The sequence below is a fragment of the Spirillospora sp. NPDC046719 genome (genome assembly GCF_040645715.1).
Classification (GTDB): domain Bacteria; phylum Actinomycetota; class Actinomycetes; order Streptosporangiales; family Streptosporangiaceae; genus Spirillospora.
Map to the genome: position 1 here is coordinate 1 of NZ_JBEYYT010000066.1, position 13,434 is coordinate 13,434.

Genomic DNA, 13,434 nt, shown 5'->3' on the forward strand with positions numbered 1-13,434 from the left:
CGCCGCGGGGTTCGCGCGGGGCGCGCAACCGTGTTGGTGCCGGCTGGCGCCGCTCATGTTGTGCCGGTGCGTATCGGGCGCGGCGGCCGCTCCGCGCCCGCCAACAGCATCCTCGCCGTCCTCGCGCTCGGCGCGGGGCACGGTGCCGAGGTCACGCTGGAGGCCGACGACGGGCCCGGCGCCGACGCGGCGCTGGACGCGCTCGCCGCCCTCCTCGCCCGCGACCTCGACGCGGAGGAACCGGCCGGCGCCTGAGCCGGGGCCGTCCCCGGCGCGGGGACGGCGCCCGGCGTCCCGGCGGGCTCAGACCCGGACGACCTCGGGGCCGGCCGCGGCCAGTTCCGCGGCCAGCCCCGCGTCCAGGCCGGTGTCGGTGATCAGCACGCTGATGTCGCTCAGGTCGGCGAACCGGGCGAGGTAGTCGTTGCCGATCTTGGTGTGGTCGGTGAGCACCACGCTGCGCCGGGACGCCCGGATCATCGCCGACTTGATCGCGGCCTCGGCCGGGTCGGGCGTCGTCAGCCCCGCCTCCACCGAGCAGCCGTTGGTGGCCATGAACGCCACGTCGACGCGCAGCCGGTCGAGCGGGCGCATCGCCCAGTCGTCGACCGTCGCCAGCGTCCGGCCCCGCACCCGGCCGCCGAGCATGATCACGTTGAGGTTCGACCGGGTGGCCAGCACCGTGGCCAGCGGCGGCGAGTTGACGATGACGGTCAGCTCCCGGTCGCTCGGCAGCACCTGGACGAGCCGCCCGGTCGTGCTGCCCGCGTCGATGACGATGGACCCGTCGGCGGGCAGCTCGGCGAGGGCGGCCTTGGCGATGCGCTCCTTCTCCGCGGTCATCACCGCGTCGCGGGCCGCGAGCGCCGGCTCGAAGCCGAGCCGCTCGACGGGGATCGCGCCGCCGTGCACGCGGCGCAGCGTCCCCGAGCGCTCCAGGGCCGTCAGGTCGCGGCGGATCGTCTCCATCGTGACGCCGAAGTCCTCGGCGAGGGTCATGACGTCCACCCGCCCGGCCTCGCGCGTGCGGCGGAGGATCTCCTGCTGCCGTTCCTCGGCGTACATGTCGGGTTACCACCGAATCCACGTTGTTTTCTCTGTGAATAGCCCCGGATTTGTGACCGCGTCAAGCCGAGGCGGCGCATCGGGGGGTTCAGCGGTCCGCTTGGAGACCGCTCAGGGTGGTGCGGACGAGGCGTTGGACCGCCGCCTCGTCGCGGAGCGCCCCGGCGGCTGCCAGGGCGTGCAGGCAGTAGGCGGCGAGTTCATCGGCGGGCACGTCCCGGCGGACGGCTCCGTCCGCCGCCGCGTCGGCGATCAGTTCCCGGACGAACGCGTGCAGCCGCCGGTGGGCGGCGGCGACGTGCTCGCCGCGATGCAGTTCGGCGGCCGGCTCGGTGTCGTGGCGCGCGCGATGGGACACCGCCGCCGCGTATCCCGCGAGCACGGCCTCCAGCCGCGGCGCGGCCCCTTCGGCGCGGTCCCGGATCTCGTTCAGCCGCTCCAGATGGGCGTCGATCTGGCGCTCATGCCACGCGCGCAGGATCGCGTCGACGTCCGCGAAGTACTTGTAGAGCGTGGCGCGCCCGATGCCGGAGTCCTTGGCGATCTGCGACATCGTCACGCCGGCCGGCCCGCGCGCGGCGACGAGCGCGGCGGCGGCGTCGAGGACGGCCTCGCGCACCGCGTCGCGATGCGCCGCGACCGTCTCGCTCCAGAGCTTCGGCATGCCGCGATCATACAGCGCGTCCCTATGGAGACATCTGTCTTGACATAGACACTGTGTATCGCAAAAACTGGGGCCGGCCGCGCCGCGACCGACGCGGCGCGCCGTCGACAGGGAGCCGCTCATGTCCGATCTGCCTTCGCACCCCGACACCGAGCAGCAGGGCGAGCCCGCGATCGGCGGTGGTTCGCGGCGCGGCGGGCTCGTCGCGATCGCCGCCGCCGTCGCCGTGGTCGTCCTGGTCGTCGTCCTGCACCTGACCGGCATGATCAGCATGGGCGGGCACTGATGATCGAGGCCCGCGGGCTGGTCAAGCGCTACGGGAGCGTCACGGCGGTGGACGGCCTGTCGTTCACCGCCCCGCCCGGCTCCGTGACCGGGTTCCTCGGTCCGAACGGGTCGGGCAAGTCCACGACGATGCGGATGGTCCTCGGCCTCGACGCGCCCACCGCGGGGACCGTCACGGTCAACGGCCGCCCCTACACCGGGTACCGTCGCCCCCTCCGGGAGGTCGGGGCCCTCTTGGACGCCGGGGCCGTGGCCGGTGGACGGTCGGCCCGCGACCACCTGATGTGGCTCGCCCTGAGCAACGGCATCCCGCGCACGCGCGTGGACGAGGTGCTCGAACAGGTCGGACTCGCGTCGGCGGCCCGGCGCCGCGCCGGCGGGTTCTCGCTCGGCATGGCGCAGCGGCTCGGCATCGCCGCCGCGCTGCTGGGCGACCCGCCGGTCCTGATGTTCGACGAGCCCGTGAACGGCCTCGACCCCGGCGGCGTCGCCTGGGTGCGGACGCTGCTGAGGTCGCTGGCCGGGGAGGGCCGCACCGTGTTCCTGTCCAGCCACCTGATGAGCGAGACGGCGCTGACCGCCGACCGGCTCGTCATCATCGGCCGGGGCCGGCTCCTCGCCGAGACCACCGTCGCCGACCTGCTCGCCGAGGGCGGCGGCGACCGCGTCCGGGTGCGCGCCACCGACCCGGACGAGCTCGCGAGGCTGCTCGCCGGGCGCGGAGCCGCCGTCGCCCGCGACCCCGACGGCGCGCTCCGCGTCACCGGCGCCACCGCCGAGGAGATCGGCGACCTCGCCCGCGGCGGGGGCCTCGGCCTGCTGGAGCTGTCACCGCAGGTGGTGTCGCTGGAGGAGCGCTACATGGAGCTGACCCGCGACGCCGCCGACCACACCTGCGTTCCCTCCCCCGAACCGGCCGCGAGCTGAAGGGCCCGCCATGACGACCATCGCCGCCCCGGCTCGGGGCGACCTCCTCGACGCGGTGCGCGCGGAGTGGTGCAAGCTGCGCACCGTCCGCTCGACGCCGTGGGTCCTGCTGACCGCGTTCGCGTCCAACGTCGGGTTCGCCGTGCTCGCCGCGGCCGTCCTCGCGCCCCGGCTGGGCGCCCATGAGCGCACCCGCGTCGACGCCGTCCAGCTGGCCCTGGCCGGGCTGCACCTGTCGCAGATCGCGTTCGGGGTGCTCGGCGCCCTGGTCATCACCGGCGAGCACGGCAGCGGCATGATCCGCACGACGTTCGCCGCCGTCCCGCGCCGCCGCACCGTCCTCACCGCGAAGGCGCTCGTGCTCGCGGGGGTCACGCTGATCGCGTCCACCACGTCCACGTTCGCCGCCTACCTGGCCTTCCAGGCGGCGCTGCCCGCGCACACACTGACCGGGACGGCGCTGTCGGATCCCGGTGTCGCCCGCGCCGTGGCCGGCGGCGGCCTCTACCTCACCGCGCTCGCCCTGCTCGGTCTCGGCCTCGGCGCCGCCCTGCGGTCCTCCGCCGGTGCCATCGCGTCCCTGTCCGGCCTGCTGTTCGTCCCGCCGCTGCTGCTCGACCTGCTCCCGCGGTCCTGGAAGGACGCGGTCGGCCCCTACATCCCGATGCAATCGGGCGATCAGATCTACATCGCCTCCCACCGCGAGGCCGTGGCCCTCGGCCCCTGGACCGGGTTCGGGGTCTTCTGCGCCTACGCGGCCGTCGCCCTCGCGGCCGGTTACGTCCTCACCCGCCGCCGCGACGCCTGAGCCGGAAGGACACCGTCATGTACGCATCGAAGGCCGACGTTCCGACCGACCGGGCGGCCCGGTACCTCACTCAACTCTGCAAGCACAGCGACCACGTGAACGGCCTCGCCGGTGGCCACGCGGACCGGGGTGGCCACGGCGGCAACGGAGCAGCAGTCCACCTCCAGCACGTCGAATGGTCCGACACCGAGGGCGTCATTCGGTTCGCCGAAGGACGCTGCGCGCTGCGCGCCACGAAGACGCGTCTCCTTCTGGACGCGGAGGCCGACAGCCCCGAGCGGCTCCAGCGGATCCAGGCCGCCATCGCCGCCCGCCTCGAACGCATCGGCCGGCGCGACCGGCTGACCGTCGTCTGGAGACCGGTCGAGCCCGGATCAGCGCCCCGCGCCGGCGACGCCTCCCCCTGACGGGCCCGCCGAGGTGGCGCGGTCGCGGGCCTGGCGAGCCGTCAGGTCCGGGCGTCGGCGGGCACGAGGCGCTGGGTGCTCCCCCGGCGCCCAGCCGGGGCGGGGACGGTGCACTTGGCGAGCCGATGGTTCCGCACGACCTCCTGGACGGGCGGCGCCTCCCGCAGCGCCGCGGGCGAATCGCCGGAGGACCTCACGACGTCGGCGGCCAGGAGCTCTTCCAGAGCCCGCACGTTCCCCTCCTGGGCGGCCTCCAGGAAGGCCGACAGCAGGCGCCGGTGCTCACCGGCACCGATCGACCCGCGCCGCGGCGCGGCCAGCTGCCGGCGGGCGCGGCTCACCAGCTGGCGGACGTTGGCCGGGCTCAGCCGGATGAGCTCGGCGATCCGCGCGTAGGGGTAGTCGAAGGACTCGCGGAGGATGTAGGCGGCCCGCTGGGCGGGCGTCAGCGTCTCGAGCAGGAGCAGCAGGGCCCGCTCGACGGCCTCGGCCCGCTCGGCGCCGGCGGCGGGGTCGGCGCCGAGGTCGACGGGCTCGGGCGTCCAGGGCCCGATGCCGGTCTCGTGGCGGACCCGGGCGGACCGCGCGGCGTTGATGGACAGCCGCGTCGTGATCAGCGCCAGGAACGCCCCGGGGTTGGCGATGGCCGCGTGCTCGGCGTCCTGCCAGCGCAGCCAGGTCTCCTGCACGATGTCCTCGGCCTCCGCCGAGCCGCCGAGCATCCGGTAGGCGATGCCGAAGAGGCGCGAGCGCGCGTCGCCGAAGACGGCGGCGGCCTGGTCGAGGGAGGTCGGCCGGTCTCGTTCGTCAAGCTGGATGTTCATGGGAACCTTCGATGAGAAGTTGCCTTCACGACCTCCCTCACTGTCGTCGGGGGCGCGCCCGGGTCGCATCAGTGAGGGACCCTGGCCGGGGTGGCCAGCGTGGGGCGGGCCTCCCTAGGGACCCGAGGGGACGGCCGCCGCTCCACCGGTGGGCGCGGCTAGTGGATCTCGCGCGTGATCTCGTTGAGGTGGTCCACCAGCTCGGTGTCCACGGCGGTGCCTGGCTCCACCACGCCGACCGCCCGGCCGCCGCGCCGACGTTGACCAGGTCCGCCACCTGCCGCGGCGACGTCGAGGCCGCGTAGATCAGGTGCGGGACGGCGGCGTGCGTGATGTGCAGCAGCGCCGCCACGTTGAGCGAGACCATCCGGTCCCACTCCTCGACGGCGGTGTGCGGCGCCGAGCCGAGCAGCATGATCCCGGCGTTGTTACCGCTCGATCGCCTCGAAGTAGAGCCCGGCCGCGTCGGTGTCGTCGCTCAGCAGCGCCCGGCAGCGGCTCAGGATCCCCTGGGCCCTAGTCGGTGTCGCACGGGCCCACCGCGCCGGTGAGTTCTTCGAGCGCCCCGCGGGCGGCGCGCGCTCGTACCGCGAAAGGCCGTTGTAGAGGATCGCGGCCGACCAGCGCCCGGTCTCGACGCCGGTCAGCCGGCCGCCGGCGCGACGGCCTCGGACTCGGCGGAGATCGCGGCCGCGGTGCCGAGGTCGCCGCCGAGCACGACCGGTATCCCCAGCGCGTGGAGGTGGACGGGGAGATGGCCAGGGCCCCGGCGGCGCGCAGCTCCTCGATCCGGCCGGCAGGCCGCACCGGCGGATTCAGCGGGAGCGGCCGGCGTCCAGGCGCTCCCACTCGGCGTCCCAGAGCCGGTCGCGCCGCCGGTCGGCGCGGCGGCGGACCACCAGGTAGGTCACCAGGACCGGCACACCGGCCGTGGTCGCGGCGCCGAGGCCGGCGCCGACGGCCTCACCGACCGTGCGCGCGTGCCGGCGCGGCTCCACGTCCGACACCCCGGCCGGGCCGGCCCACAGCTTCAGGTGCTCGCCCGCGACGGCCCGGTACCAGGTGTCGTACGAGCCGGTCCGCGCCCGTCCGCCCGGTTCCCGCCACGTCACGGTGACCCGGTGGCCGGACGCCAGGTCGTCCACTTTCAGCACCGTGGCGTCGACCCGGTGCCGCGTCACGGCCTCGTACCGCTCGGCGCGGACCCCCGAGTCGTACGCGTTCCGGGCGATCTGCCAGGACACGGGCAGGCCGGCGCCCACGAACAGCAGCAGGAGGAGCAGGCCGGCCGCCCGCTGCCGGCGGTCCACGTCGCGGCGCAGCTCGTTGCCGTCGAAGCCGATGCGCCGCCGCAGCCGGCCGAGGCCCGCCCGTACTGCGGTCGGTTTCATGACCTCCTCCTCAGCGTCCGCCACCACGTCGTTGCGGCGGGACGGCTCAGCTCGCCGGGTGACGGGGCGATGCCACGCGCGGTGCCAGGGACCGCCGCTCGACCCTGGCCAGCATGAGCAGGCTGGAGATCTGGCTCCACCCGACCAGGTCCATCAGCTCGGCCAGATGCGGGGCGACCGAGCGCAGCACGAGCCGCCGGTCCTGGAGCCCGAGCCGGCAGGCCGTCGCGGCCAGCGCCCGGAGCCCGCCGACGTCGATGAAGTCCAGCCGCTCCACGTCCACCCACACGTCGCCGGAGCTGTGCGCGACCACCCTGGCCAGCGCGTCGCCGAACGCGGGGAGCGTGCTCATGTCGACCTCCCCGTCGACGACCAGGTGGGGCGGCTCGAAGGTGCCGTCCAGGCGCAGCAGCGCGCTGCTCACCCGCACGCCTTCGACGGTCCGTTCGGTCATGTCGTCTCCTTGTGCGCCGCGCGGACCGTCATTCCACGAGCTTGCCGTCGGACGAGACGTGCCGCATGAGCGCGGCGATCTCCGCGGGGATCGGCGGGATCTCTTCGCGCTCGACCTTGCCGGGACCCGACCAGACCAGGTTGACCCGCAGGGACTCGTCGAGGTCCGGGTGGTCGGAGCGGTTGTGGCAGCCGCGGGTCTCGCGCCGTTCGAGGGCCGCGTCGAGGGTGGCCCGGGCGGCCAGGACGGTGGACTTCAGGTCGAAGGCGTGCGCGAGGTCCTGGTAGCCGGCGTTGTCGGGGTGGACGCCGAGGGCGCCGATCCGCGCCTCGACGACGTCCAGTCCGGCCAGCCCGGCGCGGAGGCCGCCCTCGTCGCGGACGACGCCGCAGTGCTCGGTCATGACGTCGCGCGCCGCGCGCTGCAGGACCCGGACGTTCTCCGGCCCGTCGCAGGCCAGCAGCTCGTCGACCTCCCGGCGGGCAGCGGCGAGCGCGTCCGCGTCCCGGCGCTGCGCCTCCAGGCCCGCGGAGTAGGCGGCGGCCTCCCGGCCCACGATCCGTCCGTAGACCAGCAGCTCGATGAGGGAGTTGCCGCCCAGCCGGTTCGCGCCGTGCAGGCCGCTGGCGGCCTCCCCGATCGCGTACAGCCCGTCGACGTCCGTGCCGTGGTCCTCGGGCCGCACCCACACACCGCCCATCGAGTAGTGCGCGGTCGGGGCGATCTCGATCGGTTCCTCGGTGATGTCGAGCATCTGCAGTTCGAGGAGGGTCCGGTGGACGCGCGGCAGCCTCGTCATGATCGTCTCGCGGGGCAGGTGCGACACGTCCAGCCAGACCCCGCCGTTCGGGGTGCCGCGCCCCTGCTTGATCTCGGTGTAGGCGGCCAGCGCGACCCGGTCGCGGGTGGACAGCTCCATCCGGTCGGGGTCGTAGCGGGCCATGAACCGCTCGCCGAGCGCGTTCAGCAGCCGGCCGCCCTCCCCCCGCGCCGCCTCCGAGACGAGCGTCCCGGCCGCGTCCTCGGGCGACAGGAGCCCGGACGGGTGGAACTGCACCAGCTCCGGATCGCGGATCCGGGCGCCGGCGAGCACGGCCAGGCGGAACGAGTCGCCGGTGTTCTCGTCCCGGCGCGAGGAGGTCCGCCGCCAGATCCGGGTGTGCCCGCCGGTCGCCAGGATCACCGCGTCGGCGTGGACGACGTAGCGGGTCCCGTCGTTCAGGTCGAACCCGTAGGCGCCGTGGACCGCGTTGTCGCGCACCAGCAGCCGTGTGATGTAGACGCTGTCCAGGATCGGCACGTCCAGTTCCGTCACCCGGCGTACCAGCGCGCGCTGGATCTCCAGGCCGGTGTAGTCGCCGCTGAACGCGGTGCGGCGCCAGGTATGGGCGCCGAAGAACCGCTGCGAGATCCGCCCGTCGGCCTCCCGCGCGAAGGGCATCCCGTAGCGGACCAGGTCGTCGATGCCGCGCGCCGCGCCTTCGGTCACGATCCGCACCGTGCGCGGATCGGCCAGCAGGTAGCTCTCCTGGAGGGTGTCGGCGGCGTGCTGCCGCCAGGAGTCCTGCGGGTCCATCGTCGCCAGGGCCGCGTTGACGCCTCCCGCCGCGAGCGTGGTGTGGGCGTCGGCCCTGGGGCGCTTGCCCACCGCGAGCACGCCCACCCCCCGCTCGGCGAGCTCGATCGCCGCCCGCAGCCCCGCTCCCCCGGTGCCGATCACCAGGACCGGCGCCGCCAGCCGCCGCTCACAACCGTCCATTAACGCGCTCCTTGCCAGAATGGGATGCGATTCGCGGGACCGGGAGAGAATGACGCTTTCACGCCCATCCGCTCGGGAGAGAAAGGCCGGAACCGAGGGGCGGTTCCACGATGTCCGCCGTCCCCTTTTTCAGAGGCATCGATCATCGCCCGGTCGACAGCTAAGACAGGCCGGCATCGCGGCTTGTGACACTTCGGCCGGATCTCCGGGATCACAGCCGGAAAATGGGCGGGATGTGTCACATCCCGCCCCGGTGCGCTGTCTCAGTGGAAGCGGCGGCCGTCGCCCCCGACGAGGGGCGGCGGGGTCACTCGGCGGCCGGGGCCGTCCTCGCCGCCCACCGGTCGGCCCACGTCTCGAGCCGCATGAGCTCGGCGCAGAGGGTCCGGCCGTCCGGGGTCAGCGTGTAGCCCCGGTCCGCGCGCCGGACGATGGCGGCCTGGTCCAGCTCCGCCAGCCGCTGGGCGAGCACGCTGGAGGAGACGCCGTCGCACCGCTGCTGGAGCTCGCGGAAGGTGGCGGCCGGCTCCTGGGCGAGCTCCCAGATGACGCGGAGCGTCCAGCGGCGGCCGAGGAGGTCGAACAGCGCCATGATCGGCCGCCCGGTCGCCGACCCCCGGACGGGCCGGCCCGGCAGCGGCGCGGACGGCGAGGCCGCAGGCCGGTCCGGCTCGTCCGCCATGTCCGTGCTCCCTTCGGGCGCCCGGATGCCCCGGGCCGCATGCTTCTTTTTTCGAAGCAGCGGTGTTAGCGTGGCCGCATGCCTCGATTTTCAAAGCACACGGTAGCGCCGCGCGTCGCCCCCGTCGAGCCGCCTTACGACGCGGAGACCGCCGCGGCGCTGGAGGCGCTCGGGGCGCCGATCGCCCTGTTCAGGGTCTTCGCCCGCCGGCCGGACCGGGCGCACGGCGTCCATGGATGGGGGCGGTACTACCTGTCCCGCCGGGCGGCCCTGAGCCTGCGGCACCGCGAGCTGGTGATCGACCGGACCACGCGGCGGTGCGGAGCCGAGTACGAGTGGGGCGTCCACATCGCGGTCTTCGCCGGCAAGGCCGGGCTCGACGCCGAGCAGATCCGGTCCATCGTCGCCGGCGGCCCGGACGACGGCTGCTGGACCGACCCCGCCGACCGGGCCGTGCTCCGCGCGGTGGACGCCCTGTGCTCGGCGAACGACCTGTCCGACGACGAATGGCGGGAGCTGACCGGCGCGGTCGGCGAGGAGGGGGCGGTGGACCTGCTCCTGCTCTGCGGCTGGTACCACGCGATCTCCTTCGCCGCGCGCGTCCTGAGACTCCGGCCCGAACCCGGCACCCCGGCTTTCGGCGACTACCGGTCGTGAAGGGCGTGCGCACGGCCGCCGGACGGAGGTCTCCCGCCCCCGGCCGCCCGGCTCAGCCTTCGCCCACCGTCTCCTCCAGATAGGCCAGGGCCTTCGCGGGCTCCTCGGCGAAGAAGACCAGCTCGGACAGGGGACGCGGCAGGAACCCCTCGTCCTCCATGCGCCTGAACTGCTCTTTCAGCCCGTCGTAGAAGCCGGCGGTGTTCAGGAGCACCAGCGGCATCGCCGTCTGGCCGTGCTTCTTCAGCTCCAGGATCTCGGTGGCCTCGTCGAGGGTCCCGGTCCCGCCGACCATGATCACCACGGCGTCCGCCTTCTCCAGGAGCAGCCTCTTGCGCTCGCCCAGGTTCTCCGCGATCACCATGTCGTCCACGCCGGGCCGGACCTTGTCCGCCAGGAACCGCACCGAGACGCCCATGAGCCGGCCGCCCGACTCGTGCACGCCGTCGGCCACGACCCGCATGAGGCCCGTGTTGGAGCCGCCCCACACCAGGGTGTGCCCGGCCTTGCCGATGAGCTCGGCGAACTCGCGCGCCGGCCGGGTGTAGGTCGCGGACAGATCGGCCGCGGAGAGGAAAACACAGATCTTCATACGGTCACCGTACGCGCGACGGCCCCGGCCCTCACCTGGGGCGGAGGCGGACGGGCATATGCCGGACGCCGGAATGCTTGTTGCTCCGCGTGTATTCGATCGGGCCGGTCGGTTCCGCCGAATCCATCCGGTCGAGAAGGGTGTCGAACACGACGCGCATCTCCACGCGGGCCAGTGCGGCGCCCAGGCAGAAATGGCCGCCGCGGCCGAACGCCAGGTGGGGATTCGGGCTGCGCGCGATGTCGAAGCGGTACGCGTCGGGGAAGACCTCGCCGTCGCGGTTCGCCGACGCCCACCACAGGGTGACCTTGTCTCCCGCGCGGATCGGCTGTCCGCCCAGGGTGACGTCCCGGGTGGCGGTACGGCGGTTGTAGGGCGTCGGTGAGGACCACCTCAGCATCTCCTCGACCGCGCCCGGGAGCAGGCTCCTGTCGTCCCGGATCCGCTCCCACGCCTCCGGGTCCTCCATCAGGGCGTGCATGCCGGTGGCGATGGCGTTCCGCGTGGTCTCGCTGCCCGCCGCGATCAGCAGGTTGAAGAGCATCTGCTGTTCGAGGTCCGACAGGGGCTCGCCGTCGATGCGGGCGTGCGCGGCGAGCGAGAGCAGGTCGTCTCCCGGCTCGGCCCGTTTGCGCTCCAGCAAGGCCGACCCGTAGGCGAACATCTCCGCCGCAGCCTGCTGGGTGCGCTCGGTGCTCTCCCCCAAGGCCCGGTCTTCGTGGTCGAGCGTGGCATCGGCCCACAGCAGCAGCCGGTGCCGGTCCTCCTGCGGGACGCCGAGAAGCTGCGCCACGGCCTGCAACGGCAGTTCGGCCGCCACGTCCGTCAGGAAGTCGCACTCGCCCTTCGCCAGCGCGGCGTCCACTATCCGCTCGGCACGCCGCCGCAGGTCCGCCTCGATCGCCCGCAGCGCGCGCGGGGCGAGGCTCGGCGTCAGCAGGCGCCGGAACCGCTGGTGCCGGGGGTCGTCCATCATGTTCAGCAGGACGCCCGCGGCGAACCCGCCGGGAAGGTCCTCGATGAGCGTGCCCCCGCCCTCGCGTCCCGGCCCGCCCTCCGAGGAGAACGTCTCGCCGTCGGACGCGGCGGCCACGATATCGGCGTACCGGCTGATCACCCAGAAGCCCTCGCCGCCGGGGGTGTTCGCGGTCGCGGGGTGGAACCAGACCGGCGCGTCTCGCCGGAGCGCGTCGAAGACCTCGTACGGGAACCCGTGCGCGAACCGATCCAGGTCGGTCAGATCAAGGCCGTCCATCGTCCAAGGCTGGCACCGCCACCGGACTGAAACAACCGCTTGGTTGCCCGCTATCCGGCGAGGTGGGTCTCGTAGACGACCGCGTCCGGGAGCCGCCCGCCCACGGTGACGAACACGCCCTTGTTCAGCCAGTCCAGGTCGGGGGCGGCCGTCTCGATCGAGGTGGAGGCGCGGAAGACGTACTCGCTCGGGTCGACGTCCTCCCCGCGGCCCAGCCGGGCGAGGACCTCCGCGCTGCCGTGGCGCACCGAACGCGACCGGACGGAGAGCAGGTCACCGCGGTCGGTCCGCAGGGTGTAGCGGATGTCGCCCAGCGCGGTGCCGTCCGGCAGGACGGTCTGCCAGTCGGCGCCGGCCCCGGGCACGAGGACGCCCCGGAGGCCGGGACCGGTGAAGGTGCCGCCGGTCAGAGGCACGATGCGGCGGCGTCCCGCGGCGACCTCCCCCAGATCCAGCGGCGGGGCGAGGGCGGCCTCCAGCCGGTACACCAGCGTCAGCCGGGGATCGGGCAGGCGGCCGCCGCCGGCCGCGGCCGGGTCGTTGGGGTGGGCGCCGAGCGGCGTGACGGTGACGCGCATCCAGTCGTACAGCGGCAGGCCGCGGAGCAGGGCGTCGAGCCGGGGGCGGTCGTCGGCGCGGTACAACCCGAGGATCAGGCGTTCGCCCGATTCACTCTGCGTCGACCAGACCCTGGTGATGTGGCCCTGCGCCGCCAGGTCGGCCGCGGCGGCCGCCTCCGCGTCCTGCCGCCGCTTCACCTCGTCCTCGGGCGTCCCGTCCGGGACGTTGACCTGGAACTCGACGAGGAACTCCATGACGATCTCCTCCCATCGGGGAACGCGCCGGTCACGCGCCCGAGGCGAACTGCTGGCCGCCGTCGACGTCGAAGGTCGCGCCGGTCACCGCGGTGTTGGCCATCAGGTGCACCGCGAGCGCCGCGACGTCGTCCGGCTGGACGACGCGCCCGATCGGCAGCGAGCCGCGCAGCTGCTCGCGCCGCTGCTCCAGCTGGTCGCCCAGCAGCCGCGCCGACAGCGCCGTGTCCACGAAACCGGCCGCGATCAGGTTGGCGCGGACCGGCGCCAGCTCCAGCGCCAGCACGGCGACGAGCGCGGGCAGCGCCACCGTCAGCGGCGACGACACCACCAGCCCGAGGCCGGGACGCCGTGCACCGGTCCCGCCCATGAACACCAGCGACCCCCCGGCCGGCATCCGCCCCGCCGCCGCGCGCGCGATGCGGATCGGCAGCCACAGATGCTCCTCGACCTGCCGCTGCGCCTGCGCGAAGTCCACGTCGGCCAGGCGCGTGTAGTAGTTGCTCCCGGCCGTCACCATCACATGGTCGATCCGTCCCGGCACGCCTTCGAAGAACCGCTGGAGGCGTTCGGGGTCCGTCGCGTCGAACGCCTCGGTGCTCGCCGCACCGACGTCCGCCGCCGCCTCCCGCAGCCGCCCGGGATCGCGCCCCACCAGCACGACATCGGCGCCCTCGGCCCGTGCCAGGCGAGCCGTCTCCCGCCCGATGCCCGAGCTTCCGCCGATCACCACGACCGTCCGCCCCTGCAACCGGGCGTCGCCCTCACGAGGAGCACCGGGTTCCGTCATACCGCTTTCCCCTGGTCACGAGATGTCTCCGTCCATCGGCCCCCTTCCCGCGACACTCC

The 13,434-nt window shown here is 74.0% G+C and carries 18 protein-coding genes; 6 read left to right on the forward strand and 12 right to left on the reverse strand.

What is annotated here, in order from left to right:
- A partial coding sequence (locus ABZ914_RS14435; protein ID WP_500193393.1) for an HPr family phosphocarrier protein occupies positions 1–255 on the forward strand: 255 nt, incomplete at its 5' end.
- 48 nt (positions 256–303) lie between these two features.
- Here the strand turns inward: ABZ914_RS14435 and ABZ914_RS14440 are convergent.
- Entirely contained in the window at positions 304–1,065 is a 762-nt protein-coding gene (locus ABZ914_RS14440) for a DeoR/GlpR family DNA-binding transcription regulator (RefSeq protein ID WP_500193394.1), read from the reverse strand.
- 88 nt (positions 1,066–1,153) lie between these two features.
- Positions 1,154–1,729, reverse strand: a complete 576-nt coding sequence (locus tag ABZ914_RS14445) for a TetR/AcrR family transcriptional regulator (protein WP_500193395.1) — start codon at positions 1,727–1,729, stop codon at positions 1,154–1,156.
- Positions 1,730–1,850: 121 nt separating this feature from the next.
- On the opposite strand from ABZ914_RS14445, the gene ABZ914_RS14450 reads away from it, so the two are divergent.
- From ABZ914_RS14450 to ABZ914_RS14465, 4 genes are read left to right on the forward strand one after another with little or no spacing between them, the layout of a single operon-like run.
- Entirely contained in the window at positions 1,851–2,015 is a 165-nt protein-coding gene (locus ABZ914_RS14450; RefSeq protein ID WP_500193396.1) for a hypothetical protein, read from the forward strand.
- Complete coding sequence (locus ABZ914_RS14455; RefSeq protein WP_500193397.1) at positions 2,015–2,941, forward strand: ABC transporter ATP-binding protein; 927 nt, start codon at positions 2,015–2,017, stop codon at positions 2,939–2,941. Before ABZ914_RS14450 ends, ABZ914_RS14455 begins: the two co-directional genes overlap by 1 nt.
- A 10-nt stretch (positions 2,942–2,951) precedes the next feature.
- A complete protein-coding gene (locus tag ABZ914_RS14460) occupies positions 2,952–3,749 on the forward strand; it encodes an ABC transporter permease subunit (protein ID WP_500193398.1) in 798 nt (265 codons plus the stop codon).
- Between the two features lie 17 nt (positions 3,750–3,766).
- On the forward strand, positions 3,767–4,156 hold the full coding sequence (locus ABZ914_RS14465) for a DUF2218 domain-containing protein (RefSeq protein ID WP_500193399.1): 390 nt from the start codon (positions 3,767–3,769) through the stop codon (positions 4,154–4,156).
- A gap of 41 nt (positions 4,157–4,197) precedes the next feature.
- On the opposite strand, the gene ABZ914_RS14470 is transcribed toward ABZ914_RS14465, so the two are convergent.
- From ABZ914_RS14470 to ABZ914_RS14495, 6 genes are all read right to left on the reverse strand, one after another.
- Positions 4,198–4,980, reverse strand: coding sequence for a sigma-70 family RNA polymerase sigma factor (locus tag ABZ914_RS14470; RefSeq protein ID WP_500193400.1), 783 nt, complete (start codon positions 4,978–4,980; stop codon positions 4,198–4,200).
- A 37-nt stretch (positions 4,981–5,017) separates the two neighbouring features.
- A complete protein-coding gene (locus tag ABZ914_RS14475; RefSeq protein ID WP_500193421.1) occupies positions 5,018–5,398 on the reverse strand; it encodes a hypothetical protein in 381 nt (126 codons plus the stop codon).
- A 397-nt stretch (positions 5,399–5,795) separates the two neighbouring features.
- Entirely contained in the window at positions 5,796–6,371 is a 576-nt protein-coding gene (locus ABZ914_RS14480) for an Rv1733c family protein (RefSeq protein WP_500193401.1), read from the reverse strand.
- 46 nt (positions 6,372–6,417) lie between these two features.
- The gene (locus ABZ914_RS14485) at positions 6,418–6,825 is read right to left on the reverse strand and encodes an STAS domain-containing protein (protein ID WP_500193402.1); all 408 of its coding nucleotides are present in this window, start codon (positions 6,823–6,825) and stop codon (positions 6,418–6,420) included.
- A 28-nt stretch (positions 6,826–6,853) separates the two neighbouring features.
- Positions 6,854–8,584 carry an L-aspartate oxidase gene (locus tag ABZ914_RS14490; protein WP_500193403.1) on the reverse strand — a complete coding sequence of 577 codons (1,731 nt, stop codon included), beginning with the start codon at positions 8,582–8,584 and terminating at the stop codon, positions 6,854–6,856.
- 307 nt (positions 8,585–8,891) lie between these two features.
- Positions 8,892–9,266: a winged helix-turn-helix transcriptional regulator gene (locus tag ABZ914_RS14495; RefSeq protein WP_387019982.1), complete on the reverse strand. Its 375-nt coding sequence runs from the start codon at positions 9,264–9,266 to the stop codon at positions 8,892–8,894.
- Positions 9,267–9,344: 78 nt separating this feature from the next.
- Between ABZ914_RS14495 and ABZ914_RS14500 the strand changes: the two genes are divergently transcribed.
- Complete coding sequence (locus ABZ914_RS14500) at positions 9,345–9,923, forward strand: carboxymuconolactone decarboxylase family protein (RefSeq protein WP_500193404.1); 579 nt, start codon at positions 9,345–9,347, stop codon at positions 9,921–9,923.
- Positions 9,924–9,975: 52 nt separating this feature from the next.
- Here the strand turns inward: ABZ914_RS14500 and ABZ914_RS14505 are convergent, their stop codons facing one another.
- The 4 genes from ABZ914_RS14505 to ABZ914_RS14520 are packed head-to-tail and all read right to left on the reverse strand — an operon-like array spanning position 9,976 to position 13,375.
- Positions 9,976–10,515, reverse strand: a complete 540-nt coding sequence (locus ABZ914_RS14505; protein ID WP_500193405.1) for an LOG family protein — start codon at positions 10,513–10,515, stop codon at positions 9,976–9,978.
- 31 nt (positions 10,516–10,546) lie between these two features.
- Positions 10,547–11,770, reverse strand: a complete 1,224-nt coding sequence (locus ABZ914_RS14510; protein WP_500193406.1) for a cytochrome P450 — start codon at positions 11,768–11,770, stop codon at positions 10,547–10,549.
- 50 nt (positions 11,771–11,820) lie between these two features.
- Positions 11,821–12,585, reverse strand: coding sequence for a muconolactone Delta-isomerase family protein (locus tag ABZ914_RS14515; RefSeq protein WP_500193407.1), 765 nt, complete (start codon positions 12,583–12,585; stop codon positions 11,821–11,823).
- 31 nt (positions 12,586–12,616) lie between these two features.
- A complete protein-coding gene (locus tag ABZ914_RS14520) occupies positions 12,617–13,375 on the reverse strand; it encodes an SDR family oxidoreductase (RefSeq protein WP_190851571.1) in 759 nt (252 codons plus the stop codon).
- Between the last annotated feature and the right edge of the window lie 59 nt (positions 13,376–13,434).

Excerpts from the sequence above, each read along its gene's own strand:
- ABZ914_RS14440 (WP_500193394.1), bottom strand. The coding sequence starts at position 1,065 with ATGTACGCCGAGGAACGGCAGCAGGAGATCCTCCGCCGCACGCGCGAG.
- ABZ914_RS14445 (WP_500193395.1), bottom strand. The coding sequence starts at position 1,729 with ATGCCGAAGCTCTGGAGCGAGACGGTCGCGGCGCATCGCGACGCGGTG.
- ABZ914_RS14450 (WP_500193396.1), top strand. The coding sequence starts at position 1,851 with ATGTCCGATCTGCCTTCGCACCCCGACACCGAGCAGCAGGGCGAGCCC.
- ABZ914_RS14455 (WP_500193397.1), top strand. The coding sequence starts at position 2,015 with ATGATCGAGGCCCGCGGGCTGGTCAAGCGCTACGGGAGCGTCACGGCG.
- ABZ914_RS14460 (WP_500193398.1), top strand. The coding sequence starts at position 2,952 with ATGACGACCATCGCCGCCCCGGCTCGGGGCGACCTCCTCGACGCGGTG.
- ABZ914_RS14465 (WP_500193399.1), top strand. The coding sequence starts at position 3,767 with ATGTACGCATCGAAGGCCGACGTTCCGACCGACCGGGCGGCCCGGTAC.
- ABZ914_RS14470 (WP_500193400.1), bottom strand. The coding sequence starts at position 4,980 with ATGAACATCCAGCTTGACGAACGAGACCGGCCGACCTCCCTCGACCAG.
- ABZ914_RS14480 (WP_500193401.1), bottom strand. The coding sequence starts at position 6,371 with ATGAAACCGACCGCAGTACGGGCGGGCCTCGGCCGGCTGCGGCGGCGC.
- ABZ914_RS14485 (WP_500193402.1), bottom strand. The coding sequence starts at position 6,825 with ATGACCGAACGGACCGTCGAAGGCGTGCGGGTGAGCAGCGCGCTGCTG.
- ABZ914_RS14490 (WP_500193403.1), bottom strand. The coding sequence starts at position 8,584 with ATGGACGGTTGTGAGCGGCGGCTGGCGGCGCCGGTCCTGGTGATCGGC.
- ABZ914_RS14495 (WP_387019982.1), bottom strand. The coding sequence starts at position 9,266 with ATGGCGGACGAGCCGGACCGGCCTGCGGCCTCGCCGTCCGCGCCGCTG.
- ABZ914_RS14500 (WP_500193404.1), top strand. The coding sequence starts at position 9,345 with ATGCCTCGATTTTCAAAGCACACGGTAGCGCCGCGCGTCGCCCCCGTC.
- ABZ914_RS14505 (WP_500193405.1), bottom strand. The coding sequence starts at position 10,515 with ATGAAGATCTGTGTTTTCCTCTCCGCGGCCGATCTGTCCGCGACCTAC.
- ABZ914_RS14510 (WP_500193406.1), bottom strand. The coding sequence starts at position 11,770 with ATGGACGGCCTTGATCTGACCGACCTGGATCGGTTCGCGCACGGGTTC.
- ABZ914_RS14515 (WP_500193407.1), bottom strand. The coding sequence starts at position 12,585 with ATGGAGTTCCTCGTCGAGTTCCAGGTCAACGTCCCGGACGGGACGCCC.
- ABZ914_RS14520 (WP_190851571.1), bottom strand. The coding sequence starts at position 13,375 with ATGACGGAACCCGGTGCTCCTCGTGAGGGCGACGCCCGGTTGCAGGGG.